Genomic DNA, 25366 nt, shown 5'->3' on the forward strand with positions numbered 1-25366 from the left:
CCCGCCCCATGGCAAGAGCCGCACCGGTCAAAGTTTAATTGCTGGCCGGCGCTTCCGGTGCACCAGGAGCGGCTGGAGCAACCGGAGCCGCACCACCCGTCGTCCCGCTCGAACCTGCACCGCTATTGAAGTAGCGGAAGAAGTCCGAATCGGGCGACAGCACCATGGTCGTGCCCTGATTGCTCATGGAGCCGACATAGGCACGCATCGAACGGTAGAAGGCGAAGAAATCCGGGTCGCGCTGGAAGGCATCGGCAAAGATGCGGTTCCGCTCAGCATCGCCCTCACCGCGCAGGATTTCCGAATCGCGCTGCGCATCCGCCTGCAATTCGACGACCTGACGGTCGGCGATCGCGCGACGGCGCTGGCTTTCCTCATTACCGCGGGCGCGGATGAATTCCGCCTCAGCCAGACGCTCGGCCTTCATGCGCTGGAAGGTCTGCTGCGACACTTCCTGCGTCAGATCGGTCCGGCGAATGCGCACGTCGGTCACCGCAAGCCCGAGGCTCTCGGCAGCCGCCTGCAGATCATTGCGGACATCCGACATCATCGAGCCGCGTTCTTCCGAAAGCGCAGCATCGAAGTTGCGCAGGCCGTAGACCCGTCGCAGAGCCGCATCGAGGCGGGTACGAAGGCGCGATTCTGCGGCCTCCCGGTCTCCCGATACCGTTTCGCGGAAGCGACGGGCATCGGTGATGCGGTAGACGGCGAATGCGTCGACTTCATAGAACGCGCCGCCGCGAACCTGGACACGAATGTCCGGAAGATCGAAGCGCAGTGCACGGTCCTCGACATACTGGACCCGATCCGCGTCCATGAAGGCAAACGGCAGCTTGAAGTAGATACCCGGCTCTGCCTTGACGTCCTGGATCTGGCCGAAACGCAGAACGATGGCCTGTTCACGCTCGTTGACCACGAAGATCGAGGAATAGGCGAAGAACAGAACGGCGCCGAGCGCGATGATGAAATAGGGAAGGCGGTTCGACATGTCAGTTGCCTCCCGTGGTGGTCTGGCCGGCGGGCTGGTTGCCCGGCTGGCGCGTGATCTCATTGAGCGGCAGATAAGGCACGACGCCTTGCTTCTCGTCGATGATCACCTTGTTGGAGTTGCGCAGCACGTTTTCCATGGTTTCGAGATAGATGCGCTGACGGGTCACATCAGGTGCCTTGCGATATTCGTCGTAGATCGAGACGAAACGCTGAGCCTCACCTTCCGCTTCCTTCACCACCTGATCCTTGTAGGCGGCGGCTTCTTCCCGAATCTGGGCTGCCTGACCACGGGCCTGCCCGAGGCGCTGGTTGGAATACTGGTTGGATTCTTCGACGAAACGGTCTTCGTCCTGCTGCGCACGCTGTACTTCTTCAAAGGCCTCGGCCACTTCACGCGGCGGCGCGGCGTCTTCAATCGGAACCGCGTTGATCGCGATGCCAGCACCGTAATTGTCCATGGTGCCCTGGATGATAGCACGAACCTGGGTCGAAATCTCTTCGCGATTGTCACGGAAGACGTCCTGTGCAGGACGACGGCCAACCACTTCACGCATGGCGCTTTCGGAGACCTGCTGAAGCGTCTGGGCCGGATCTTCGAGGTTGAACAGATAGGCCTGCGGATCAGAAACCGTGAACAGAACCGAGAACTGGACGCTGACGATGTTCTGGTCGCCACTGAGCATCAGGCCTGCGCCCGGATTGCTCGACGTGGCGCGGCTCCCGACATTCTGCTGCTGCTCGGTCACCTTGACGATCTCGACCTGCTCGACCGGCCAGAGATGGAAATGCAGGCCCGGCATGGCAAGCTCTTCCTTCGGCTTGCCGAATTGAAGTTCGACGCCGCGCTCATCAGGCTGGACGGTATAGATCGACTGAACGACCCAGAAAGCGACCAGCACGAGACCCACGATCACAAAGGCGCCGCCGTTGAAGCCACCCGGCACGACGTTCTTCAGCCGATCCTGACCCCGGCGGATCAGATCTTCGAGGTCTGGCGGCTGATTGCCGCCACCACCGCCACCGCCGCGCGGGCGGTTCGGCCCCTGGCCCCAGGGACCCTGATTATTGCCGCCACCGCCGCCCCATGGACCGCCGCCGCCGCCGTTCTGATTGCTCCAGGGCATTCATACCTCTTTGTGTGAAAAATTCGCTCCCGAGTCCTCGAGCCGCCCGGCATCATCGAAACGCGCCATGCGGAAGGTTGAAGAGGTTATAGGTATACGGCATCGTGCTTTCAACGCGAGCCGCTCAACTTCTTGCAGTCACAAGGCAAAATTTGCGTTATCGGGGCATTCTGCGACGGTATATCGCGTATCTCGTCGGGTAATTGTCGACTGGGCCGGCCGGAATTTGCATTTCACTAACCATTTCGAAGACAGCGTCATCTATCGCTGGGAAATGCGTATCTCCCTCGAGATCGGCTTCGACATGGGTGACGCAAAGCACATCAGCCAGCGGCAAGGTTTGGCGATAGATCTCCCCCCCGCCAATGACACAGATCTCGTCAACACCTGCGGCCCGGGCCAGCTCACGCCCGCGCTCCAACCCTTCTTCCACGCTCCGCACCGTCTCGACGCCCGGCATGGCGAACGTCGCATTGCGGCTGACAATCACATGCGGCCGACCCGGCAGCGGCTTGGACCCGAAGCTCTCGAAGGTCTTCCGCCCCATGATCAGGGGCTTGCCCATGCTGAGTGCCTTGAAGCGCTTGAGATCGGTAGACAAGCGCCACGGCATGTCCCCGTCACGCCCGATCACGCCGCTCTTGGCAACCGCGACGATGATGGCCGTCTTGATCGTGGTCATGCTTTCACCCCCGTCGCCGCATCAAACAGCGATCGGCGCCTTGATGCTTGAATCAGATTCATAACCGACGAGCGTAAAGTCCTGATATTTGAATGAAAATATATCCTTGACATCAGGGTTGATCTGCATGACCGGCAGTGTTTTCGGCGTGCGGGTCAATTGCAGCTGAGCCTGCTCGAAATGATTGGCATAGAGATGCGCATCGCCGAGCGTATGGACAAAATCGCCAGGCTTCAGCCCCGTGACCTGAGCGATCATCATCGTCAGCAAAGCATAGGAGGCAATGTTGAAGGGCACGCCGAGAAAGATGTCAGCAGATCGTTGATACAGCTGGCACGAAAGCTTTCCATCGGCGACATAAAACTGGAACAGGCAATGACATGGCGGCAGAGCCATGTCATCGACGAGGGCCGGATTCCAGGCGGACACGATATGGCGGCGCGAATTCGGATTGGTCTTCAGCCCTTCGATAAGCTGGGCGATCTGGTCGATATGCCCCCCGTCATAATCAGGCCAGGACCGCCATTGCGCGCCATAGACCGGCCCAAGGTCACCGTTCTCATCGGCCCACTCGTCCCAGATGCTGACCCCGTTCTCACGCAGATAGGCAATATTAGTCTCGCCCTTCAGGAACCACAGGAGTTCGTGAATGATCGACTTCAGATGCAGCCGCTTCGTCGTGATGACGGGAAACCCTTCAGACAGATCGAAGCGCATCTGGTGCCCAAAGATCGACCGCGTACCGGTCCCAGTTCGATCGCCGCGATCGGTACCCGTTTCGAGCACGTGTTTGAGAAGGTCGTGATACTGCTGCATGAGCCCGTCCGGATTCGTTTTCGGCCCCTACCATACCGCCAAGCGCCGGTGAGACCAAGCTGCAGCAGGACTTATCCCCGGCCACCGCTTGTCCCATTCGCGAAGTTTTCGCATCCCTCTTTTCATCGCCGCGTGAAACACCTATATCACTCGTGCCGGGGCTTGCTCCGGCTATGGCAATAAACGGTCGGTGTAATAAACCTATTGGACCCGGGGGCGGTACCCGGCGCCTCCACCAAAAACCGGTCGGATCTGATCTCTTATCAGGCCGGCTTTTGATGGGGGCGAAATAGGATCGACAAGGGCGTAAAGATCGAACTTTTGCTCGGCATGATACCGCCGTTATCGGGTCACAAGTGTAGTTGCAAACGACAACAACGCTAAGGGTTATGCTCTCGCTGCCTAATGGCGGTGCGGGAAATCCGAACCAAGTCCTCTAGGTTAGCCCCTTGAGGCGGGGTCCGAAGGCACCTGGCAACAGAAGCCTTCACCTTTCCCGACTTTCACTCCGTCATTTTCTCCATGCCGCCCCGCCTATCAGCGGTTCGGAAAATGGTGTATCCTGTCTCGACGCAATCCTCTCGGCGGGGCTTTTCCAGCATCGTCCGCCGTGGCATATAGCCCGCAAACAGGCATGACAGAGAAAGACAGATTCTGATGGGGCACGACCACATTCGCTACGACATTCTGGCCCAGGACGCGCTTCGCGGCGTCATTCGCAAGGTCTTGAGCGAGGTGTCTGCCACCGGCCGGTTGCCGGGTGATCATCACTTCTTCATCACCTTCCTGACAGGTGCGCCCGGTGTGCGTATTTCCCAGCACCTGAAGTCGAAATATGCCGAGCAGATGACAATCGTGATCCAGCACCAGTTCTGGGAACTGAAGGTCACCGACAGTCTCTTCGAAGTTGGCCTCTCCTTCTCGGACACGCCCGAGAAGCTCGTTATCCCGTTCAATGCGATCCGTGGCTTCTATGACCCGTCGGTGAATTTCGAACTGGAATTCGACGTGCCGCTGGTTGAGGAAGAAGAAGACAGCGCAGAGATCACCGCCTACCCTGTCGATGCTGTGGCCAAGACGGAAGAAGGTGAAGCGCCCAAGTCTGAAGAAAAGAAGGAAGGCTCCGTCGTATCACTCGACGCCTTCCGCAAGAAGCAATAGCCGTACGGACGCGCAGCGGCTGAGGATCGGGAGAGCCTTTATGGCAGACGTGGTCAATCTCCGACAGTTTCGCAAGGCAAAGGCCCGTGACGAAAAGCAGGCGCTTGCCGAGCAGAACCGCATAACCTTCGGCCGGACCAAAGACGAAAAGACGCTGACCCGGACGCTGAATGAAAAGGCTGCCCGGGATCATGCGCAAGGGCGGCTCGAAAAGTCCTCGGACGATTGAGCGCCACGCCAACGCACACGTGCGCGACAGGATCTTCCACAAGGGATGAGCAATGCCTCGGAAGCAGTCCATCACCCTTCATGGCCACCGCACCAGCTTCTCGATTGAAGGTCCGTTTCTCGATGAGCTGCGCGCAATCGCAACTGAGCGCGATCTGAGCTTTGCAGCGCTTGTGGCCGAGGTCGATGAAAATCGCCCAGACGGCGCCAATCTTTCATCGGCCTTGAGGCTTTATGTCCTCAATGTCGTCAAAGCCCGCGCTGCAGCACCTAACCAGCCATTCCCCACCCCGGTCAGTTGACGCCGGGAAGCCCCTCGAAACGCACATCCGGCAATGGCTGCCGCACCACACGCTCTGCAGGCGGCGTCGGCAGTGCAGGTGCGGGTATCACGCTCTGTGTCGTTGGTTCGGCAGCAGGCGGCGCTGGCTGAGCCTGCCCCTGGTTTGCTTGTTGCTGCTGGGCAGCGGCAGCCTCCTCGGCTGCCTGCTTCTCCGCAGCGGCCTTTGCCTCTTCTTCCCGCTTCGCGCGCTCGGCGTCCAGACGAGCTCGCTCTTCAACGCGTGACCGCGTGAGCGCCGCCTCGCGCCTCAAGCGCTGCTTCTCCAAGACGCTGGATTGAAGCGCCTCGACACGACGACGTTCGGCCTCAAAGGCCCGCAGAGATAGAAAATTGGTAAGTTCCGTAACATCGAAACCAACGGCGGGATTGACGGCCTGGCCTGTGACGAAGAGACGGAGGGCAGGTTCCGCCCCCTCCATGGCCGCATCGCCTGCCGCAAGTGCCGCCCGCAATGCGGCTTCAACTTCACCTGTCGACAGATCGATCCGGAGGTCACCGGCGAGCTTGGCGGCCTCTGTCTCGAACGACGCGTTCTGTACGCGAAGAACCCGATCCGACAAGGCGACAGACAGCTGCAGGCCATCCAGATTGCTTCCACCCTGCGTAGCTGACGCTTCAACCAGTCCCTGCACGGCGGTCTGGTCGATCTTGGTTCCGAGCGCATCCGCCTGTTTGATGATCTCCGGCATGATGGCGAAATTTACACCGGACAGTTCAAGGCGCGGGAATTGCAGTTGGCCTGATCCATTGGCCGCACCGATCAATTCACTGGCACTAGCGCCAGCGCCTTCCGCATTGAAGGTAAGGTCTGCCCGGCCAACCAGAGCAGATGAACGCTCCAAGCCACGCTCTGTGCGCAAACTGTCAATGGTGCGCGCCACGTCCGCACCCTTCACGTCGAGCCGCATTTGCATAAGCCCTGCCCCATCTGCATTGGAAAGTGCCACCCGTCCGGCCACAGCACCGCCCAGCCATTCACCCTTGGCGGCCTGCAAAACGAGCTCCCCCGACTTAAGGCTGAGGGAACCGGAAAAATTCGCCACCGCCTCAAGCATCCCGATCCAGAGACGGCCGGCGGTCAGCTCAACGGCAACGTCGACTGGCGGCAAGGATCGCCCGAGCGGCGCGCCGGACAATGCGCCAGTTTGGGGATCGCGCAGTGGGCCGATGATGGTTTCAGCCAGCCAATCCAAATCAATCTGGTCGGCGGCGAGCGTTCCTATCAGCATCGGACGGGGCTGGGTGAGGTCGACCTGCAACTTGCCCTTCACCGGCTGGTCGGCGATCGTCGCGGTAAAATCATCCAGCACGATTTTGCCCGCATCGAAACGCAAGGCGACATTCCCCTTGACGGGCAGTCCAACTTCCAGCGCGGGAAGATTGCTCTTGAGCGCCATCAGATAAGGAGCAAAATCGGTACTGTCGACACCAATGGTCCAGTTGCCGGACGTGGGCAGTGCGCCGTCAAACCCAGCCGCTTCGCCATTCAGCGCAACGCGCGTCTCACGCCCCGCATACGAGAGTGTAACCGCGGCAAGCTTTGGATCTGTCGAATCGACCTTGAGGGTCAACGTTCCGCCGTCCCCGATTGGATAGGGTAATGGGTCTAGACCCATCTGACCGAGAAGGATCAATCCGTCGTCATTCTGAAGACTAACATCCAGCACTCGCTCCGCAGCATCAGGCTGGCGGAAATTGCTGTTGCTATAGCGCAAGGAAACCTGACTTGCGTTCGCTCGGCCATTGCCCGTCACCGTCAGTGACGATGCCTCGTCCACCACCACGTCGAAGGTGACATCCGTGTCTGCATAAAATGGTGCGGCAGCGGACAGTCTCCCCAACACCGTCGTTTCCGGGAAGCGCTGCTTTACGAGCTCGATGAACCGGCTCGGATCAGTTGCGGTGAACGTTGCTCTAGCCTTACCCTTGGGCTGCGCACGACTGCCCTCAAGCATGCCCGTTACTCTTAAGGCAGCACCTTCAACATTCCCGATGTTCAGGCGTTCCACATCGAGACGACCGCCTGTATAACGCAGGATGGCATCGACCTTGCCAGCCGTGACGCCCAGAGCAACCATCTGATCGATTTCGAGCCGTGCTGCGACCTTCTTCGCCAGGATCTGCTCGGCATCGTCTTGGCCGGTTACGAGGGCGGCAATCGCCCGTGCCGCATCGAGATCGAGCATCTTGCCCGCCAGATCAAGCGACAGGCTGCTTTCGCCATTCTTTGGCGATTCCCGTTCAAGACGACCTTTCAACGGATCCGCACCGACCGCCAATTCAAGATTTTCAAACCGCTGCAATTCCGGCGTCAGGTTGACCTTGGCCGAAAGGCCGGCCGACTTCAGCTGACGGATAGCGGGATCGACTTGGCCCGAGAGCCATGTCGCGAGTCCGGAAGGCTGGGTCGAGGCAATCAGCAGATCCCCTTCGAACGAAGGCGAACCCGCAAGCATCAACCGACCCTTCGCTTCCACCTGCGTGCGTCCGGGCAATACGGCAACTGCATTCTCCACCGTCCAGCCCTGTCCATCCGGGCGGACATCCAGCTGGATGTCGCGAAAGACGGAATCCCCGGCAACGATCGCCGGCAGGCGTAAACGCGCCTGCCCCGGCACTTTCGGGATCGGGATCTCGGCTGCTGTCTTGAGCAGGATGTCGAGCCTGCGCTGCAGCGACATTGTGCCGACCCGCGAGGTTTTCGCGCGGGTTCCTTCAGCCGCAAGCTTTGCGACATCGACCTGCTGCCCTTCCGCGACCAGGCGAAATTCGGGTTTTGCACCGGTATCGAGTTTAGCCTCCCCGGTAATCACGTAAGGGTCTTTCGTATCGCCGATTTCCATGCGGTACGAGGCGATGGAAATGCTTTCATTCGTCAATTCGACATCACCGCGGATGCGCGGCTCCGGAACCTGAGGATCACCCTTCTCGGCTGTCTCACCAACGGAAGTCCGCAGCTGTGCGTCGAACCGGCCCTGATAGACAGGGCGCTCCTCCCTCAAGGCCAGCGAACCATCAACCTGCACGCTGAAGGGACGGGCGTCTGGCTCGAGGCGCAGCCTGAGGGGCAAGGCGTCACTGGCGATCTCGGCGGTGTTGAGCGTGAAATGACTCGCCTCGCCGTCCAGGACGGCGCGCCCGTCAATCGCCCATGGGCCAGCGAGCGACCGTGCAGAGACATTCGCGTCGAGACCGGTGATCAAGCGGTTGCGACCAGTCTGCTGGTCGATGAATTCAATCTGACCACCGGTGACGGTGACCTTTTCCAGAACGACGATGCGGGCCGGCATGCTCGGCTTGCTGCCGCGCAACCAGTCGAGCGTACCATCCTGCAGAAGGCGGATCCGAGCCTTTGGCTCATCGATGCGCATGTCGAAAATCCGCACCTCACCCGAAAGCAAGGGGGCCAGTTCTGCGTCGAGCGAAAATCGCGCGACATGGACGAGCGGCGAACCGTCGACATCCGTACCCACGGTCACGTCTTCCATCGTCAGGGAGGGAAATGGCAGCAACCGCGCGCTGACCGCACCGTGAACTGTAACCTTCTTGCCGAGAATTTGGCTCGAACGATCCTCGAACTCCTGGCGGAAACTCGTCCAGTCCACGAAAAAAGGCGCGAAAAGGGCCACGAAGAGTGCAATGACGAGAAGGCCGCCAAGCGTAACCAGAATGCGTCCAAGCACCGAATGCAGCTCCCTTGTCTGTCCCGCGCAGGGTAACGAAATTCACCTGCCGGGCAACCTGCGAACTTTCGCAGTCAGGTGTGAAAGATTTTTCCCGGATTGAAAATTGAGTCCGGATCGAGCGCCTTTTTAACCGAGCGCATGACCGGCAAGGCAGATCCGAGTTCCTCGGCCAAATAGCTCATCTTACCCTGACCAATGCCATGTTCGCCGGTACAGGTCCCGTCCATTGCCAAAGCTCTCGCATTCAGTCTTCCGATAAACGCCTCCGCTCTCTCAACATCTGCGGCATCCTTGTCATCGAACAGCAGCAATACATGGAAATTGCCATCGCCCGCATGACCCACGATCGGCGCGAGCAGTCCTTCGGCGCGAATGTCGGCCTGTGTTTCTGCCACGCACTCGGCCAGCCGCGAAATCGGCACGCAGACATCGGTCGACAGCGCGGCCAGAGCCGGCTGAAGTGCACGGCTCGCCCAATAGGCGTTGTGCCTTGCCTTCCAGAGTTGCGCCCGTTCCTCGGCATTGGTCGTGTAATGAAACGCTTTGCACCCAAAATCCGCCGCGATTGCGGCAAACTGCTGGGATTGCAGCGCTACCGACTCCTCCGTCCCGTGAAATTCGAGGAACAAGGTCGGTTGTTCGGGGTAGCTTAGATTGGAATAGGCATTGCAGGCCCGCATCTGCATCTCGTCGAGTAACTCGATGCGCGCCACGGGAATGCCAAGCTGGATGGTCATGATCACGGCATTGCAGGCGTCTTCGAGCGAGGGAAAGGCGCAGACGCCACCGCTGATTTTTTCCGGGATGCCCTGCAGCCTGAGCGTAATCGAGGTGATCAGACCAAGCGTGCCTTCAGAGCCAACGAAAAGTCGAGTAAGATCATACCCGGCCGAGGATTTGCGCGCCCGGTGCGCGGTGCGGATTTCCTCACCATTGGCCGTGACGACTGTGAGCGCCAGAACATTGTCCTTCATCGTGCCATACCGCACGGCATTGGTGCCGGAGGCCCGCGTGGCCGCCATCCCGCCAAGCGAGGCATTGGCACCCGGATCAATCGGAAAGAACAATCCGGTATCGCGCAGGTAGGTATTGAGCTGCTCGCGCGTCACACCGGGTTCGACGGTACAATCGAGATCTTCCGGATTGACACTCAGGATCGCGTTCATGCGGCTGAAATCAACCGAAATCCCGCCGGAGGGTGCATTGACCTGCCCTTCCAGCGACGTGCCTGTGCCGAAGGCGACGATCGGCACGCGATGTTTGGCGCAAAGCCGGACAACCGCCTGAACGTCTTCGGTGCTTTCAACGAAGACAACGCCGTCCGGCAACTGGGACGAGAGATAGGTCGTGGTGTGGCTATGCTGCTCGCGAAACGACTGGCCTGTCTGAAATCGCGAACCGAACAAGGAAGCCAGCGCGTCCAGAACGGCGGCGATCCCTTCTTCATTGCGCGGTCCCTGGATCACGTCCTTTCGGGCCATGGTTCGAAACTCCCACATTCATGCTTGGCAGCTGCCCGCTCGGGCATGCGCCAAGCTATGGGATAGGCATACCGATTCGTCCACCCGCATCCAACCGATAGGACGGCAGCTATCACTCGGCCGCCGCGCGCGCCGGCAGACCGGGATCGTTCGCCCCAAGCAAGGTCGCATCCTGCAGCTCGGAATGGAACTTCGCTTCCTCATCCGCATGCGGCTTCGAAAACCGCGCCAGAAGCAGATAGGCCACAGGGGTAATGAACAACGTCACGACCGTCGCAAGGCCCAGGCCGCCAACGATAACCCAGCCAAGCGCGATACGCGCTTCGGCACCCGCGCCCTGCGCCAGGACCAACGGGAAACCGCCCAGCACAGTGGCGATCATCGTCATCATCACCGGCCGCAGGCGGATCGCGCAGGCGCTTTCGATCGCTTCACGCACCCCTGCCCCGCGATCACGCAGCTGATTGGCAAATTCGACGATCAGGATCCCGTTCTTCGCCATGACGCCGACCAGAAGCACGAGGCCGATCTGGCTGTAGACGTTGAGGCTCGAGCCCGTGACAAGCAATGCAAAGACAGCGCAGGCGAGACCAAGCGGCACCGTTGCCATGATGATCAGTGCGGAGATCACGCTTTCAAATTGCGCGGCGAGCACGAGGAAAATGATGGCAATGGCGAAGCCGAAAGTCAGCGCCATGCCAGAGGCATTCTCCTGCAGCGTTGCCGCCTCGGACAGTGGCATCAAACGGGAGCCTGGCGGCAGAAGAGGTTCGGCAATCTGCTCCAGTGCCTCAACAGCCTGCCCAAGTGAAACGCCTTCCGGCAAACCGGCGGAAAACGACACTGCAGCCAACTGCTGTTCGCGGGAGAGCTGAGGCGCGACCGCCCGCTCCTCAAGCTTGGCGATGGTCGACATCGGCACCACCCGCCCGTCAGAAGTGGTCAGGAAGATGTTTTCAAGATCAGTCGGATCATTGATTGGCTGGGTGCTGGAGACGAGCCGAACGGGGATTGATTTGCCGTCGACGAAGACATCAGTGACCGAGCGGCCTTCGAGAAGCGCTTGGAGCGAAGTTCCGATTGCATCAATGTCCACGCCAAGATCAGAGGCGCGCTCACGATCGATGGTCACCGAGATCTGCGCCTGGTTCGGTTCGTTATCGAGCCGCGGCGTGTCGAACATCGGATTATCGCGCATGGCTTCGACAACCTTGATCGCAGCTTCGGTCAGGCGCTCATGACTGCTTCCAACCATCGCCATCTGCAGCCCGTTGCCGCCACCGCGAATGCGCAAGCTGTTTGCCTGGATCGCATTGCCGCGGAGCGCCGGCACGCTGGCGGCGGCGGCATTGACGTCCTGAACGATCTGATCCTGCGAACGCTCGCGGTCTTCCCATGGAGCGAGCGTCAGAATGAGGAGAGCACTGTTGGTCGCCCCCTGCCCCGAAATCGAAAACACGTTGGCGATCTCGCCGGCATCCACCAGCGGCTGCAGGTTTTCCTCAACCCTCTGCAACTGGTCACGGGTGTAAGCAAGGCTGGACCCCTGCGGCGTCGAGAGCCGCATGGTCACCATGGACCGGTCTTCGCGCGGCGTCAGTTCGTTCGGAATGGTCTGGAACGTCATGAAAGCAGCGGCAGAAAATATCGCGGCCACCACCACAACGATCAGCGGATTGCGCAGGCAGGCGCCAAGCGTCCGGCGATACAGGTTGGCGAAACCGTCACCAAAGCGCGTCAACAAACCCGGCTTTGGCGCATGGGCACGAGTGAGCATGCGAGACGCCATCATTGGGCAGAGCGTGAGCGCCGTAACGGATGACAGAAGCACGGCCAGCGCCAGCACGAAGCCGAATTCTCGAAAGAGGCCGCCCAGCTGACCGGGCAGGAAAGACAAAGGCACGAAGACAGCCGCAAGGGTCGCGGTCGTGGCCAAGACGGCGAAGAACACTTCCTGCGTGCCAAGCACGGCCGCCGCCCGTGGTCCCATGCCTTCAGCCCGTCTTCGCACTATGTTTTCCAGAACGACAATCGCATCGTCGACGACGAGGCCCGTCGCCAAAACGATCGCCAGCAATGTCAGGATATTGATCGAGAAGCCGGCGACATAGATCGCCGCCAATGTACCGATCAGCGCAACAGGCATGGTAAGGGCCGGGATCAGCGTGGCGCGCCAATCGCGCAGGAAAAGATAGAGAACCACGACGACGATGGCAGCCGACAGCAAAAGCGCAAGTTCGACTTCGTGCAGCGCCCCTTGAATAAACACGGCATCATCGCTGCTGATGACGATGCGAGTGCCGTCGGGCAGCACGCCTTTCAACTCCTCGACGGCGGCGGTCACACCCGCAGAGATGCTGAGCGTGTTTGACTGCGCCTGGCGCAAAATGCCGAGGCCAACACCCTGAACGGAGTTGGACCGAAGCGACGTCGACCCATCGTCCGGGCCAAGTGTGATCGTGGCAACGTCGCGCAAACGCACGCGATCGCCGATCAGTACGTTTTCGAAATCCTCGATCGTGGAAAGGCTTGCGGTGGCACGCACCACAATGTCCTGCGTCATCGATTCGAGGGAGCCAGCCGGCACATCGAGCGATGCAGATTGCAAAGCATCGGAGAGGTCCGCGACAATCAAGCCGCGGCTTGCAAGCGCCGCCTGATTGACGTCGATGCGGAAGACCTTCTCCTGGTCACCGTAGATCTGGACGTCTGCCACCCCCTCGACGGCGGCAAAGCGGTCTGCAATCTCGTTGTCGACAAGATCAGTCAGGTCTTCCATGCTCAGCGACGAGGAGGTTACCGACAGACGCATGATCGGCTGCGCATCGGAGTCGGCCTTCACAATGCGCGGTTCCTCGGCATCGTCAGGCAAGCTGTTGGTTACCCTGCCGAGCGCATCGCGCACGTCGTTGGCAGCAACGGCGAGATCGACACTGTCGTTGAATTCGAGCGTGGTCCGACTTGAGCCGAACTGCGAACGCGACGACATCGACTTCAACCCGCTGACACGGGCGAGTGCACCTTCGATGACGGTTGTCACCTCCTGGTCCATGGTTTGGGCCGAGGCGCCGTCATAATCGACACTGACCGAAATCACCGGCTGGTCGACATCCGGCAATTCGCGGACTTCGACGCCGGCAAGCGCCGCCAGACCGGCAACAACCAGAAGCGTGTTGAGCACCGCCGCCAGCACCGGCCGGCGAATGAAGGTCGCAGTAAAACTGCGCGATCCGTCAGACGGGGGCAATTCGCTCGTGCTCATCGGACAGCAACCTCGGCAGTAGATTTCAGCTCTTCAGCATTGGCGACGTTAACGGGGCCGTTTTCGCGCACGCGCTGCAGGCCTTCCACCGCCACCAGATCGCCTTCGTTCAGCGGCGCATCGACAAGAACCTGGTCTGAATTGCGCTGGATAATCCGAACGCGCGTCTTCACCGACTTTTCCTCGACGACCTGCCAGACGAAGGCGCCCTCACCGTCCCACTGCACGGCCAGAGGATTAACGGACGGGTAGCGATCCCCCTCGAAGCGCATGCTGACACCAAACGACATGCCGGCGCGCAACATGTCATCGACGTTGTCGATCCGTGCCCTGACGCGCATGGTGCGGCTTGCCGGATCGACACGGCTGTCGACGGCGTCAATTACACCGGAGAACACCTGCCCGGGACGCGAAACCGACGTGGCCTCCACCGGGAGACCCGGTCGCAGTGCCGTGGCGAACCGTTCCGGCGCCCAGAAATCGACGAGCAACTGCGAGCGGTCATCCAGCGATACGATGGAGGTTGAAGTGGTAACATTGTCACCGACATTGACCGCGACAATCCCGATGACACCGTCGATCGGCGCTGCAATCTGACGGCGCTTGAGGTTCAACTCGGCTGTGGTCAGCTGCAGTTGCGCTTGCTCCTCGGCAATCTCGGCGTCCAGCACCTCAAGGCGCGAAAAACTCCGCAGGTTGCGATAGGATTCGGCGCGTTCCGTGGCGCTGCGCAGGGCAACGGCCGCCTGATCACGCAAGATCACCTGCTCTTCACTGTCCAGTCGGGCGATCACATCGCCCTTTGCCACCCGCTTGCCGGAGTCGACCAAAATCTCCGAAATCGTGCCCGAAGCCTGCGGCATGACCGTCACGGCGGCCATCGCCACACCGTCACCGATCGCACTCAGTCGGTCATTGACGACCCCCATGGAAACACGTTCGGCAGCAATCAAGATCGACTGATTGCCACGCCGCTGCCCTCCGCCTTGGCCTGCCCCTTGCCCAGCACCGCGGGCCTGGCCCTGGGCACCTCCAGGGGCCCCAGCCCCACGCTTGGGCTGCGCATCACTGCCCTCGGCATTCAACGGACCAGACAGCATCGACACGACACGCTCCGGCGCGCCCATCTGAACAAGCGTCCGGGCCGCTTCGGGGGAAAGCCAGATCCATCCGGCAAGGGCAACCAGCAGAAGAAGACAGGTCGTGGCAAGTTGCTTCCAGAAGGGCATGCTGGGCTCCGGTCGGTCATCAAACGTTTGGAGACAAGTATTGTGCGTTGCACCTCAAAGGCAATGTATGGAATGCAAGCTTACTGATTTGTAATATCACGCGATTTCACGCCGCCGTGATCGACGGCCTCATACCTTCCCAAGGTCGCAAGTGGGAGACGGCAAACGATAGCATGCGGCCAGCAAGGTCGCGAGAAAAATGGCACATCAGCAGTGGACGGGAATAAAACCAGAACGCCCGCACTGGCCTTTCCAACCCGAATCACTACATTGGGCCGCATGAGTAACGGTTTTGACGACATTCCCTTCTTCGACGAAGAGCCGGCACCACGCAAGAAGAGCATCGAACCTGCGCCTGCCCCACCGGCAGCAGGGGGTGGTCTTGGAATTGCGGCGCGCGCCATGGCGGCTCGCGATCAGGCACGCGCACCCGACTATCTGTCCGGCCTGAACCCCGAGCAACGTGAGGCCGTGGAGACCGTCGACGGTCCCGTCCTCGTGCTGGCAGGCGCTGGCACAGGCAAGACACGCGTTCTCACCACCCGCATCGCGCATATTTTGGCAACCAACAGCGCCTTCCCGAGTCAGATCCTCGCCGTCACCTTCACCAACAAGGCGGCACGCGAGATGAAGGAGCGCATTGGCCTCCTCGTCGGCGGACAGGTGGAGGGCATGCCCTGGCTCGGCACATTCCACTCGATCGGCGTCAAGCTGCTGCGCCGCCATGCAGAACTGGTCGGCCTGTCGTCGGATTTTACGATTCTCGATACGGATGACGTTGTCCGGCTGATCAAACAGTTGATCCAGGCCGAAGGCATCGACGACAAGCGCTGGCCGGCCAAGCAGTTCGCCGGCATGATCGATGGGTGGAAGAACAAGGGCCTGGACCCGGCGCAAATCCCCGAGGGTGATGCCCGTGCCTTCGCAAACGGCAAGGGACGCGAACTCTATGCCGCTTACCAGAACCGATTGAAGACGCTGAATGCCTGTGATTTCGGTGACCTTCTTCTGCATCCGATCCGCATGTTCAAGGCCAATCCGGATCTCCTGAAGGAATATCACCAGCGGTTCAAATACATCCTGGTCGACGAGTATCAGGACACCAACACCGCTCAGTACATGTGGCTGCGGCTGCTTGCCCAGCGTCCGCCGGGCGTCGCACAGAATGTCTGCTGCGTCGGCGACGACGACCAGTCGATCTATGGCTGGCGCGGCGCGGAAGTCGACAACATCCTGCGTTTCGACAAGGACTTCCCCGGCGCAAGGGTCATCAAACTCGAGCGCAATTATCGCTCGACCGAACATATCCTCGGCGCTGCCGGCCATCTGATTGCCCATAATGAAGGCCGCCTCGGCAAAACGCTTTTCACCGACCGTGTCGACCCGAATGACGAGAAGGTCGTGGTTCACGCCGCTTGGGATTCGGAAGAGGAAGCCCGTGCCGTCGGCGAGGAAATCGAGCAGCTGCAGCGCAACCAGCATCCGCTAAACAACATGGCGATCCTGGTGCGCGCCTCCTTCCAGATGCGCGAGTTCGAAGATCGCTTTGTCACGCTTGGCCTGAACTACCGCGTCATCGGCGGCCCGCGCTTCTATGAGCGGCTCGAAATCCGCGATGCCATGGCTTATTTCCGGCTCGTCTGTCAGCCAGCCGACGACCTCGCTTTCGAGCGCATCGTCAACACGCCGAAGCGCGGCCTCGGCGACACGACGATCCGCAATCTGCACGACTATGCCCGGGCGCGCGACATCCCGATGCTCGCGGCAGCGGGCGACATCATCGAGACCGACGAGTTGAAGCCGAAAGCCCGCAAGGCGCTTTTCGATGTCGTCACCGATTTCCGTCGCTGGCAATCCCTGCTGGACAATACACCGCATACCGAGCTTGCCGAGCAGATTCTCGATGAGAGCGGCTACACCGCGATGTGGCAGAATGACAAATCCGCAGAAGCGCCGGGGCGGCTTGAGAACCTGAAGGAACTCATCCGCTCGATGGAAGCCTTCGAAAGCCTGCGCGGCTTCCTCGAACACGTCTCGCTCGTAATGGATGCCGAGACCAATGAAAACCTCGACGCCGTCTCGATCATGACGCTGCATTCCGCCAAGGGTCTGGAATTCGAAACAGTCTTCCTGCCCGGCTGGGAAGAAGGACTGTTTCCGCATCAGCGCGCGCTCGACGAAGGCGGCCGGTCTGGCCTCGAAGAGGAACGCCGCCTCGCCTATGTTGGCATCACCCGTGCCAAGCGCCGCTGCCATATCTGGTTTGTCTCGAACCGCCGCATCCACGGCCTGTGGCAGTCAACCATGCCGTCGCGCTTCCTCGACGAATTGCCGCCCGCCCATGTCGAGGTGGCCGAAACCGAGACCAGCTATGGCGGCTATGGCCGAAACCCCTATGGCCAGTCGCGCTTCGACAAGCAGGAGCCGTTCCAGAACAGCTATTCCACGCCGGGCTGGAAGCGAGCTCAAGCCAACAAGACCGACGCCACGCGCGATAATTGGGGGAGCCGTTCCGGTCACGCCGTCGAGCGCATCGGCTATGGCGAAAGCGGACCACGGGCAAAAACCATCGATGGCGAACTGGTGGCGAAGTCAACCACATCCGAGCCGTCACGCTATTCAGTCGGCGACCGCGTCTTCCACATCAAATTCGGCAACGGAAACATCGCATCGATCGAAGGCAACAAGCTGACGATCGATTTTGATCGCGCCGGCCAGAAGCGGGTTCTGGACGGGTTCGTCGCACCGGTCTGAGACGACATGCACGCAGGCCGAGGAGCGCTTCAAGCGCTCTTCAGCACTTCCTCGGCCGCAAACGCGGCCTGCCAGTGGCGGCGGCAGAGCGACATATAGGTCTCGTTGCCACCAATCATCACCTGGGCGCCATCCTTGAGCGCCTTGCCGTCCTCGCCCATGCGCACAACCATGGTCGCCTTTCGTCCGCAATGGCAGATGGACCGCGCTTCGGTCAATTCGTCAGCGATGGCCAGCAGCCCCTGGGAACCGGGAAAGAGTTCACCGCGAAAATCGGTGCGCAATCCATAGGCCATGACCGGAATGTCCAACGCATCAACGATCTGCGCCAATTGCCAGACCTGATCCGCCGTCAGGAACTGCGCTTCATCAACAAAGACGCAGGACAAAGGCGATGCCATGTGATCGGCCTTTACGGCAGCGAACAGGTCGTCTTCAGGCCCGAAGGCATCGGCTTCGGCCTTCAACCCGATGCGGGATCCGATCCAGCCTTTACCGACGCGATTATCGATTGCGCTGATGAAGGTCGCGACCCGCATGCCGCGCTCTTTATAGTTGTAGGCCGCCTGAAGAAGAAGCGTCGATTTGCCAGCATTCATGGTGGCATAGATGAAATGGAGCTTGGCCAAATGCGGGTTCGCTGTCTGTGAGGTTTCCGTCTGGCCCCAATAAAGGACGTGGCCCGCGTGGCGCAAGCGCGACACCGGGTTGCCAACAGCAACTGCACACAAGATTCAAACAAAAGCCCCCTCGACGCGTCGAAGGGGGCTCATACTTGGCGACGAAGAGAGAATATCAGCCTTGCGCGGCTTCATCCCGGTGCAGCCACATCAGCTCGATCTGAACTGCTGCCTGAAAGTCCATAACCTCGGCGCGCATTTCGTCGTCCGGGCAGCCGAGAGCCAGCAGTTCCTGACCGAGCCCGCGGCAGGTCGCCTTCCAGAATTGTTCGGCTGCATGGCCATTCAGCTTGTCGAGTTCGACGGCCGAACGCCGGACCAGGTCCCGACGGCTCGCGAGTGGAAAGAAGGCGATGGTCGAAACAGTCTGGCCAGTCATGGCGGATACACCCATGCAAAACATCCTCAGGTAACAGCATGGGTTTAGAATCAGATGGTTAACGTTCCGTTTCGAGTCGAACCCAATCCTTTGGAGGTGTTCCGAATACAGACACGCCCGGCATGGCCGGGCGTGTCGAAAGTCAGGTTTTGAAGGCTTAATCAGCCAGCGTATAAGCGATCACATAATCGCCCGGCTTGGTGCCGACGGAGCCATGCCCGCCCGCGACCATGACGACATATTGCTTTCCGTTGTCGAGCGCGTAGGTCATCGGCGTTGCCTGACCGCCGGCGGGCAACCGGGCTTCCCACAACTGGTCGCCAGTCGTTAGATCGTAGGCGCGTAGATAGTCGTCAACCGCGGCACCGAGGAACGCCACGCCGCCCTTTGTGATCATGGGGCCGCCGATCCCGGGTACCCCGACCTTGAACGGCAGCGGCAGCTGCGTCATGTCGTAAACCGTGCCATTGCGATGCTGATAGGCTATCTTGCCGGTACGAAGGTCAGCACCTGCAACAGTCCCCCATGGTGGCGCCTGGCAGGGAATGCCGAGCGGCGACAGGAACGGCCCCATGACAACACCATAGGATGCACCCTCGTTGCGATTGAGACCCTGCTCCGAACCCGTTGCACCTTCCACCTTTGGCGGAATGTCCGCACGCGGAACCAGCTTGGACGTGAAAGCGAGATAGGTCGGCATGCCAAACATCACCTGACGCTCAGGATCCACCGCAACCGAGCCCCAGTTGAAGGTGCCGAAATTACCGGGATAGACGAGCGTGCCCTCAAGCGATGGCGGCGTATACTGACCCTCGTAACGCAGTTGCCGGAAGGCAATGCGGCACATCATCTGGTCGACGATGCTAAGGCCCCACATGTTGCGCTCTTCAAGCGTTGGCGGGCGGAAGGTCAAACCGGAGATCGGCTGGGTCGGGGCGGCAAAATCATCCGCGATGGCGCCGCCAGGTGCCGGTAGTTCGGTAACAGGAATGATCGGCTCGCCGCTGCGTCGGTCAAGCACATAGATATCCCCCTGCTTCGTCGGCCCGACGAGAGCGGGAACCACCTGACCTTCAGCATTGGTGATGTCCAGAAGGACTGGCTGTGCGGGCACATCCATATCCCAGAGATCGTGGTGGACGGTCTGGCGCACCCAGCGATCTCGACCCGTATTCACGTCGAGGGCCACGATCGACGAGGAATGCCGCTCCACCGCCTCGGTCCGTCCCATGCCAAGTTGGTCGGGCGTGCGATTGCCAAGCGGGATGTAGACAAGCCCGAGTTCTTCATCGACCGAAAAGACCGACCAGCTGTTCGGCGAGTTGGCCGTATAGGTTTCACCTGGCGCCAGCGGTTCTGTCCGCTCAGGATTGCCGCTGTCCCAGTTCCACAAAAGCTCGCCAGTGTTGACATCGAAGGCGCGAATGACGCCCGAGGGAGACTGGATTGAGTAGTTGTCGTTGACGGCGCCACCGACGATGATCTTGTTGCCGACGACGACCGGTGGCGACGTCGAATAATAATAGCCCGCAGGATTGAAAGGCATGTTTGCTTCGAGCTGCAGCATGCCATTGTCGGCGAAACTTTCGCACACGGTCCCATTCGTCGCATCAAGTGCGATCAGTCGCGCATCTGACGTCGGCAGGTAGACACGGGTGGCGCAGGCGGCACCGGGTGTCGCCGTTAGATCAGCATAATAAGTCACGCCCCGGCAGGTCTGGTGCTGACGATCCGGGTTTAGTCCGGCATTGGGATCATATTTCCAGATTTCCTTGCCAGTTTCCGCATTGATGGCGATCGCCCAATTGTGCGGCGTGCAGAGATAGAGGGTATTGCCAACCTTGAGCGGCGTCACCTGATAGGTCGTCTCGCCCACATCCTGCGGCAGCTTGACGTCGCCGGTCTGATAGGTCCAGGCGACCTTGAGATCCTTGACGTTCTCCGTATTGATCTGCGTCAGAGGCGAATAGCGCTGACCGAACTGCGTGCGGCCATACTGATGCCAGTCCCCATCGGGAATGTCATTGCCGAGATTGGGCGCGGCCACGACCTGATCGGTTGGAAGCTGGCCTCGACGATCATAGGGGTCGCTCAGCAGTGAAATGCCCGCGACCACCACCGACAGCAAAACAGGCAGGCCGAGCGCTAAAAATCCGACGTTCCAGCGGCCAGTCTGCCGATCGGGGTGCAAACCTCGGCGCAGTGGCGGCAGCATCAACCAGAGACCGAGGACAACGACCAAGCCACCGCGCGGTCCAAGCTGCCACCAGTCAAAACCAACCTCGTAAACAGCCCAGATGAGGCTGCCAACGATGAAGGTGCCGTAGAGCCAGAGCGCTTCAGCGCGCCGCCTGTACAGAAGGAATGCGGTAGCCAGAAACACCATACCGGCAATGAAGTAATAGGCGCTGCCACCAAGCAGAAGCAATTGTGCGCCGCCGCCGCCGAGCACAAGGCCCAGCAAGCCGAAGACGACCGCAGTAAGGGTCAGGAGCATGTTCAAGTCCAATCATATATCGAAATAAGACCATCCCCCGTTAAGCGATGGCGACCTGTGCCAAACGTGGCAAATCCGCAATTGTTCCTTTTTCGCCAACCTCAGGACAGGCCACGTTTTGGCAGCAAGAAATCAGGATGCCGGCCTTGATTGGAAGAGCGGCACTTGCCATCTTGCACCGCACACAGATGGAGCGCGACATGACCAAGGCCTTGCTGCTGATCGATATTCAGAACGGTTTCTGCCCGGGTGGAAACCTGCCGGTCGCAGAGGGAGCGGACATCGTGCCGATCGCCAACAGCCTGATGAACAGTGGCCACTATGATCTTGTCGTCGCTTCGCAGGACTGGCATCCGGCCAATCACGGCAGCTTTGCATCTCAGCATCCAGGCAAGACACCCTTCGATATGGGCGAGCTTTCCGGCCAACCTCAGGTGATGTGGCCGGACCACTGCGTGCAAGGCACACCGGACGCCGAATTTCATCCAGAGCTGAACGTAAGCGCCATCGAATACGTCCAGCGCAAGGGAGAGAACCCGGCCGTCGACAGCTACTCCGCCTTCCGCGACAACGACCGATCCGCCCTGACCGGCCTTGCAGCGTATCTGCGCGACCGAAACGTCACGGAACTCGACATCATGGGGCTCGCCACAGACTACTGCGTGCAATTCTCGGCGCTTGATGCAGTCGACATGCTGCCAGGCGTGAAGATCCGCCTGATTGCGGATGGCTGCCGTGGCATTGATCCGAAGGGTGTTGACGATGCTCTCTCCACCATGCGCGCTGCGGGCGTCGAGATCATCCAGAGCAGCGACATCTGAGATTGTAGGCGGAAGCGCAAAGCATCTGTGCGATTGCCTTTTTTTGCGCCACGCGTTAGAGCCCAGCCGAAGACTTAAGAGGGAGGACGCCGCATATGGACGTCATCACCACGATCGCCGAATTGCGGGAAAGGCTGAAGCCGCACCGCCGCGCCGGCCAGACGATCGGCTTCGTACCGACCATGGGCTACCTGCACCAGGGCCATCTGACTCTGGTCGGAAATTCGAAGTCTGAAAACGACGTGACGGTCGTCTCGATCTTCGTCAATCCGTTGCAATTCGGCCAGAACGAGGATCTGGAGAAATATCCGCGCGACCTGGAACGCGACAGGGCCTTGCTCGAAGAGGGTGGCGTTGACATTCTCTTCGCACCGACGGTCGCCGACATGTATCCGCAACCGATGCAGACGGTCGTTGACCTGCCGAAACTCGGCTCGGAGCTCGAAGGCGAAGCCCGCCCCGGCCACTTTGCCGGCGTCGCCACCGTGGTGACGAAACTGTTCAACATCGTCCAGCCCGATGCCGCCTATTTCGGCGAAAAGGACTATCAGCAGGTCACGATCATCCAGAAAATGGTGGAGGATCTCGCCCAGCCGGTCAGGATCGTTCCGGTGGCAACCGTGCGCGAACCCGACGGCCTCGCCTGCTCGTCCCGCAATGTCTATTTGTCGGCGAAGGAACGGGCTGCGGCCGTGATCGTGCCAAAGGCCCTTGCCGAAGCCGAGCGACTGCTCTTGAACGGCATCCGCGATGCGAAAGCGCTGGAAGCAAAACTTACCGACTACTTGCGCCGCGAACCCCTGGCCAATCCCGAAGTGGTCGCGATCCGCAATCCCCGCACGCTGGAGCGTATGGAGACGATCGACGGCCCTGCGCTGGTGCTTCTCTATGTGCGCTTCGGCGCGACTAGACTTCTCGACAACCGCATTATCGGCCAAGCGGCCGCCACCGGCATGGAGGCCGCGTAACCATGAGCACCCCCCCACGTCAGAAGCGTTTCACCCCGGCGGACATCTCGGCCCTCAAGGGCATCCGGCCGATCGTATCGCTCACGGCCTATACGACGCCGGTCGCGCGGATTCTCGACAGGCACTGCGACCTTCTCCTGGTCGGCGACAGCCTCGGCATGGTGCTCTACGGCATGGACACAACGGTCGGCGTCAGCATGGACATGATGATCGCCCATGGTCAGGCGACCATGCGCGGTGCCTCCCGTGCCTGCGTCATCGTCGACCTGCCCTTTGGCTCCTATCAGGAGAGCAAGGAGCAGGCGTTCCGCAACTCCGTTCGCCTGATGAAGGAAACGGGCTGTGACGGCGTCAAGCTTGAGGGCGGCGAGGAAATGGCAGAAACTGTGGCCTTCCTGGTCAGCCGCGGTGTTCCTGTCTTCGGTCACATCGGACTGATGCCGCAGCAGGTCAACACATCCGGTGGCTATCGCTCCAAGGGTCACAGCGAAGCGGAGCAGGACAAGATCCGGCGCGACGCCCGCGCCATCGATGAAGCAGGCGCCTTTGCCATGGTCATCGAAGGCACGGTGGAGCCGCTGGCCCGCGAAATCACCGCCAATGTTGCAGCAGCCACGATCGGTATCGGGGCGTCACCTGCCTGTGATGGTCAGGTCCTCGTCTCCGACGACATGCTCGGCCTGTTCAACGAGTTCAAGCCGCGTTTCGTGAAGCACTTCTCAGCGCTGGCCAATGTCATCGACAAGGCCGTCGCTGACTATGCTGAGGAGGTGAAGGCACGCAGCTTTCCGGGGCCGGAACACACATTCCAGATCCGGACGAAGAAATAAGCGCTACCGGAGCGGTCAGCGATCCGTTGGCTGCTCCATCTCGAACAGCGCGTCGTTGATCTCATCAACTTGCCGCGCAAGAAGCGCCTGAGCATCTCTCAGACCCTCATTGTAAAAGTGCGGACCGATAAGCGCCGCCACCGCTTCGACAAGACCCTCGGCCTCAAAGCGGCCGATGTCGAGGGCCAATTCATCGCTCAAATGTGCCTTGATCTTCAGGGCGACCTTTTCCAGCGCCTGCCTGTCCAGCGTCTTGTCGATACCGTCTCGGGCCAATGCCGGATCTCCTTTCTGCCGCTATGAACGCGGTCGAGCCATGTCTGGGCATCAATCCTTCTGGCCGTTCCATCAAACCTATTGGTTTGCGGAGCACGGGCGAACAGGTTAGCTGAAGATGCGACACGAGAGAACAGCATGTCCCGTTCAGACTTTTTCGAGGGCGCCATCCGCGCCCTGCCCGTCATCATTTCCGCCGGCCCCTTCGCCATCCTCTTTGGCGCTGTTGCGGTCGCCAATGGCCAGACTGTCGCTGAGGCGACGCTGATGAGTGCGACCGTCTTTGCCGGTGCCAGCCAATTGGTCGGCATCGAGCTTTTCGGCCAAGCCGTGCCTATGTGGGTGATCGTGCTGTCGATCCTTGCGGTGAACTTTCGCCACATCCTTTACTCTGCAGCGATCACGCCCTTCATGGACCATTTCACCGGGCCACAAAAGGCGCTGAGCTTTTTTCTCCTGACCGATCCGCAATTTGCCGAAACGCTCTCGCGTGGCGAAGCCGGCAGGCCAGTGACCTTCTCCTGGTATTTCGGTTTCGGCGCGATGATCTACATGCCCTGGGTGATCCTGACCTCCGTAGGCGGGCTGGTCGGATCGATCATGGGAGACCCGGCATCGTGGGGGATCGACATCCTCCTTCCGCTCTATTTCATGGGACTGGTGCTCAGTTTTCGCCGGCGTGACAATTTCCTCACCATCGTCGTGGTCAGTGCCGCCGTTTCCATTCTCGCGCAGCATCTGGTCGGCTCACCCTGGCACATCAGCATCGGAGCACTTGCCGGCATAGCACTCGCAGCGCTTTTGCCGCCACCACGCCGCGAGCAGAAGGAGGCTGCGCAATGAGCACCCTTCTCACCCCTTACATGACAATGCTGATTGCAGTGGCAGCAGCCGCAACCTTCCTCACCAGGATCGGCGGTTATTTTCTCGTCAAGCGGTTGGAAGTCATGCCGCCACGGCTGGAAGCCGCGCTGAACGCCGTGCCGGCAGCCGTTCTGACCACGCTCGTCGCGCCGGCCTTCTTTTCTGGCGGCCTTGATGTAAAGGCCGCGATGCTCGCGGCCCTCCTGGTCGGTTTTCGTTTTTCCGCAATCCCGATCCTGATCACCGGCTGGGCCGTGGTAATGCTGGCCCGCCAGTTTCTCGTCTAGTCGCGCAC

21 protein-coding genes and 1 other RNA gene are annotated in these 25366 nt (G+C 60.2%); 10 read left to right on the top strand and 12 right to left on the bottom strand.

Annotation, left to right across the window (positions count from 1 at the left end):
- Window positions 1–34 precede the first annotated feature (34 nt).
- From hflC to IP76_RS17165, 4 genes are all read right to left on the bottom strand, one after another.
- Window positions 35–988, bottom strand: coding sequence for a protease modulator HflC (gene hflC, locus IP76_RS17150; RefSeq protein WP_054159459.1), 954 nt, complete (start codon window positions 986–988; stop codon window positions 35–37).
- 1 nt (window position 989) lies between these two features.
- On the bottom strand, window positions 990–2114 hold the full coding sequence (gene hflK / locus IP76_RS17155) for an FtsH protease activity modulator HflK (RefSeq protein ID WP_054159460.1): 1125 nt from the start codon (window positions 2112–2114) through the stop codon (window positions 990–992).
- Between the two features lie 157 nt (window positions 2115–2271).
- Window positions 2272–2796, bottom strand: a complete 525-nt coding sequence (locus tag IP76_RS17160) for a dihydrofolate reductase (protein WP_054159461.1) — start codon at window positions 2794–2796, stop codon at window positions 2272–2274.
- 21 nt (window positions 2797–2817) lie between these two features.
- Window positions 2818–3612: a thymidylate synthase gene (locus IP76_RS17165; RefSeq protein WP_054159462.1), complete on the bottom strand. Its 795-nt coding sequence runs from the start codon at window positions 3610–3612 to the stop codon at window positions 2818–2820.
- 115 nt (window positions 3613–3727) lie between these two features.
- On the opposite strand from IP76_RS17165, the gene ssrA reads away from it, so the two are divergent.
- The 4 genes from ssrA (at window position 3728) to IP76_RS17180 (ending at window position 5303) form a co-directional block, all read left to right on the top strand.
- Window positions 3728–4104: a transfer-messenger RNA gene (gene ssrA, locus IP76_RS22895) on the top strand.
- 165 nt (window positions 4105–4269) lie between these two features.
- On the top strand, window positions 4270–4773 hold the full coding sequence (locus IP76_RS17170) for an SspB family protein (RefSeq protein ID WP_054159463.1): 504 nt from the start codon (window positions 4270–4272) through the stop codon (window positions 4771–4773).
- Window positions 4774–4813: 40 nt separating this feature from the next.
- Entirely contained in the window at window positions 4814–5002 is a 189-nt protein-coding gene (locus IP76_RS17175) for a DUF4169 family protein (RefSeq protein WP_054159464.1), read from the top strand.
- 52 nt (window positions 5003–5054) lie between these two features.
- Window positions 5055–5303 (top strand): ribbon-helix-helix domain-containing protein, encoded by a 249-nt coding sequence (locus IP76_RS17180; RefSeq protein WP_054159465.1) that lies wholly within the window; start codon window positions 5055–5057, stop codon window positions 5301–5303.
- On the opposite strand, the gene IP76_RS17185 is transcribed toward IP76_RS17180, so the two are convergent.
- The 4 genes from IP76_RS17185 to IP76_RS17200 form a co-directional block, all read right to left on the bottom strand.
- Complete coding sequence (locus tag IP76_RS17185) at window positions 5296–9027, bottom strand: AsmA family protein (protein WP_054159466.1); 3732 nt, start codon at window positions 9025–9027, stop codon at window positions 5296–5298. The two genes, IP76_RS17180 and IP76_RS17185, sit on opposite strands and share 8 nt — an antisense overlap.
- Window positions 9028–9101: 74 nt before the next feature.
- Window positions 9102–10511, bottom strand: coding sequence for an FAD-binding oxidoreductase (locus IP76_RS17190; RefSeq protein WP_054159544.1), 1410 nt, complete (start codon window positions 10509–10511; stop codon window positions 9102–9104).
- 112 nt (window positions 10512–10623) lie between these two features.
- Window positions 10624–13773, bottom strand: a complete 3150-nt coding sequence (locus tag IP76_RS17195) for an efflux RND transporter permease subunit (protein ID WP_054159467.1) — start codon at window positions 13771–13773, stop codon at window positions 10624–10626.
- Window positions 13770–15002, bottom strand: coding sequence for an efflux RND transporter periplasmic adaptor subunit (locus IP76_RS17200; protein WP_054159468.1), 1233 nt, complete (start codon window positions 15000–15002; stop codon window positions 13770–13772). Before IP76_RS17200 ends, IP76_RS17195 begins: the two co-directional genes overlap by 4 nt.
- Window positions 15003–15281: 279 nt before the next feature.
- Here IP76_RS17200 and IP76_RS17205 point away from each other — a divergent pair, with 279 nt between their 5' ends.
- Window positions 15282–17756, top strand: a complete 2475-nt coding sequence (locus tag IP76_RS17205) for an ATP-dependent helicase (protein WP_054159469.1) — start codon at window positions 15282–15284, stop codon at window positions 17754–17756.
- A 29-nt stretch (window positions 17757–17785) separates the two neighbouring features.
- Here IP76_RS17205 and IP76_RS17210 read toward each other — a convergent pair whose 3' ends face one another.
- The 3 genes from IP76_RS17210 to IP76_RS17220 all read right to left on the bottom strand — a co-directional run bounded on the left by IP76_RS17210 (window position 17786) and on the right by IP76_RS17220 (window position 21312).
- Complete coding sequence (locus tag IP76_RS17210; RefSeq protein WP_054159470.1) at window positions 17786–18385, bottom strand: thymidine kinase; 600 nt, start codon at window positions 18383–18385, stop codon at window positions 17786–17788.
- Window positions 18386–18551: 166 nt separating this feature from the next.
- The gene (locus tag IP76_RS17215) at window positions 18552–18830 is read right to left on the bottom strand and encodes a DUF6074 family protein (RefSeq protein WP_054159471.1); all 279 of its coding nucleotides are present in this window, start codon (window positions 18828–18830) and stop codon (window positions 18552–18554) included.
- 142 nt (window positions 18831–18972) lie between these two features.
- The gene (locus IP76_RS17220; protein ID WP_054159472.1) at window positions 18973–21312 is read right to left on the bottom strand and encodes a glucose/quinate/shikimate family membrane-bound PQQ-dependent dehydrogenase; all 2340 of its coding nucleotides are present in this window, start codon (window positions 21310–21312) and stop codon (window positions 18973–18975) included.
- Window positions 21313–21512: 200 nt separating this feature from the next.
- On the opposite strand from IP76_RS17220, the gene pncA reads away from it, so the two are divergent.
- The 3 genes from pncA (at window position 21513) to panB (ending at window position 23931) form a co-directional block, all read left to right on the top strand.
- Window positions 21513–22133: a bifunctional nicotinamidase/pyrazinamidase gene (gene pncA, locus IP76_RS17225; RefSeq protein ID WP_054159545.1), complete on the top strand. Its 621-nt coding sequence runs from the start codon at window positions 21513–21515 to the stop codon at window positions 22131–22133.
- Window positions 22134–22228: 95 nt separating this feature from the next.
- Entirely contained in the window at window positions 22229–23101 is an 873-nt protein-coding gene (panC, locus tag IP76_RS17230) for a pantoate--beta-alanine ligase (protein WP_054159473.1), read from the top strand.
- Window positions 23102–23103: 2 nt separating this feature from the next.
- Window positions 23104–23931 carry a 3-methyl-2-oxobutanoate hydroxymethyltransferase gene (gene panB, locus IP76_RS17235; protein ID WP_054159474.1) on the top strand — a complete coding sequence of 276 codons (828 nt, stop codon included), beginning with the start codon at window positions 23104–23106 and terminating at the stop codon, window positions 23929–23931.
- Window positions 23932–23946: 15 nt separating this feature from the next.
- Here panB and IP76_RS17240 read toward each other — a convergent pair whose 3' ends face one another.
- Window positions 23947–24207 (bottom strand): DUF2164 domain-containing protein, encoded by a 261-nt coding sequence (locus IP76_RS17240; protein ID WP_054159475.1) that lies wholly within the window; start codon window positions 24205–24207, stop codon window positions 23947–23949.
- A gap of 138 nt (window positions 24208–24345) precedes the next feature.
- Between IP76_RS17240 and IP76_RS17245 the strand changes: the two genes are divergently transcribed.
- Both IP76_RS17245 and IP76_RS17250 read left to right on the top strand, forming a co-directional pair.
- Window positions 24346–25050 (top strand): AzlC family ABC transporter permease, encoded by a 705-nt coding sequence (locus tag IP76_RS17245; protein ID WP_054159476.1) that lies wholly within the window; start codon window positions 24346–24348, stop codon window positions 25048–25050.
- Window positions 25047–25358: an AzlD family protein gene (locus IP76_RS17250; protein WP_054159477.1), complete on the top strand. Its 312-nt coding sequence runs from the start codon at window positions 25047–25049 to the stop codon at window positions 25356–25358. Before IP76_RS17245 ends, IP76_RS17250 begins: the two co-directional genes overlap by 4 nt.
- Window positions 25359–25366 lie beyond the last annotated feature (8 nt).

The sequence above is a fragment of the Rhizobium sp. AAP43 genome, from assembly GCF_001296045.1.
GTDB lineage: Bacteria > Pseudomonadota > Alphaproteobacteria > Rhizobiales > Rhizobiaceae > Allorhizobium.

Excerpts from the sequence above, each read along its gene's own strand:
- IP76_RS17175 (WP_054159464.1), top strand. The coding sequence starts at position 4,814 with ATGGCAGACGTGGTCAATCTCCGACAGTTTCGCAAGGCAAAGGCCCGT.
- IP76_RS17195 (WP_054159467.1), bottom strand. The coding sequence starts at position 13,773 with ATGAGCACGAGCGAATTGCCCCCGTCTGACGGATCGCGCAGTTTTACT.
- pncA (WP_054159545.1), top strand. The coding sequence starts at position 21,513 with ATGACCAAGGCCTTGCTGCTGATCGATATTCAGAACGGTTTCTGCCCG.
- panB (WP_054159474.1), top strand. The coding sequence starts at position 23,104 with ATGAGCACCCCCCCACGTCAGAAGCGTTTCACCCCGGCGGACATCTCG.
- IP76_RS17200 (WP_054159468.1), bottom strand. The coding sequence starts at position 15,002 with ATGCCCTTCTGGAAGCAACTTGCCACGACCTGTCTTCTTCTGCTGGTT.
- IP76_RS17220 (WP_054159472.1), bottom strand. The coding sequence starts at position 21,312 with ATGCTCCTGACCCTTACTGCGGTCGTCTTCGGCTTGCTGGGCCTTGTG.
- IP76_RS17245 (WP_054159476.1), top strand. The coding sequence starts at position 24,346 with ATGTCCCGTTCAGACTTTTTCGAGGGCGCCATCCGCGCCCTGCCCGTC.
- IP76_RS17180 (WP_054159465.1), top strand. The coding sequence starts at position 5,055 with ATGCCTCGGAAGCAGTCCATCACCCTTCATGGCCACCGCACCAGCTTC.
- hflC (WP_054159459.1), bottom strand. The coding sequence starts at position 988 with ATGTCGAACCGCCTTCCCTATTTCATCATCGCGCTCGGCGCCGTTCTG.
- IP76_RS17165 (WP_054159462.1), bottom strand. The coding sequence starts at position 3,612 with ATGCAGCAGTATCACGACCTTCTCAAACACGTGCTCGAAACGGGTACC.
- hflK (WP_054159460.1), bottom strand. The coding sequence starts at position 2,114 with ATGCCCTGGAGCAATCAGAACGGCGGCGGCGGCGGTCCATGGGGCGGC.
- IP76_RS17170 (WP_054159463.1), top strand. The coding sequence starts at position 4,270 with ATGGGGCACGACCACATTCGCTACGACATTCTGGCCCAGGACGCGCTT.
- IP76_RS17205 (WP_054159469.1), top strand. The coding sequence starts at position 15,282 with ATGAGTAACGGTTTTGACGACATTCCCTTCTTCGACGAAGAGCCGGCA.
- IP76_RS17190 (WP_054159544.1), bottom strand. The coding sequence starts at position 10,511 with ATGGCCCGAAAGGACGTGATCCAGGGACCGCGCAATGAAGAAGGGATC.
- panC (WP_054159473.1), top strand. The coding sequence starts at position 22,229 with ATGGACGTCATCACCACGATCGCCGAATTGCGGGAAAGGCTGAAGCCG.
- IP76_RS17215 (WP_054159471.1), bottom strand. The coding sequence starts at position 18,830 with ATGGGTGTATCCGCCATGACTGGCCAGACTGTTTCGACCATCGCCTTC.
- IP76_RS17250 (WP_054159477.1), top strand. The coding sequence starts at position 25,047 with ATGAGCACCCTTCTCACCCCTTACATGACAATGCTGATTGCAGTGGCA.
- IP76_RS17160 (WP_054159461.1), bottom strand. The coding sequence starts at position 2,796 with ATGACCACGATCAAGACGGCCATCATCGTCGCGGTTGCCAAGAGCGGC.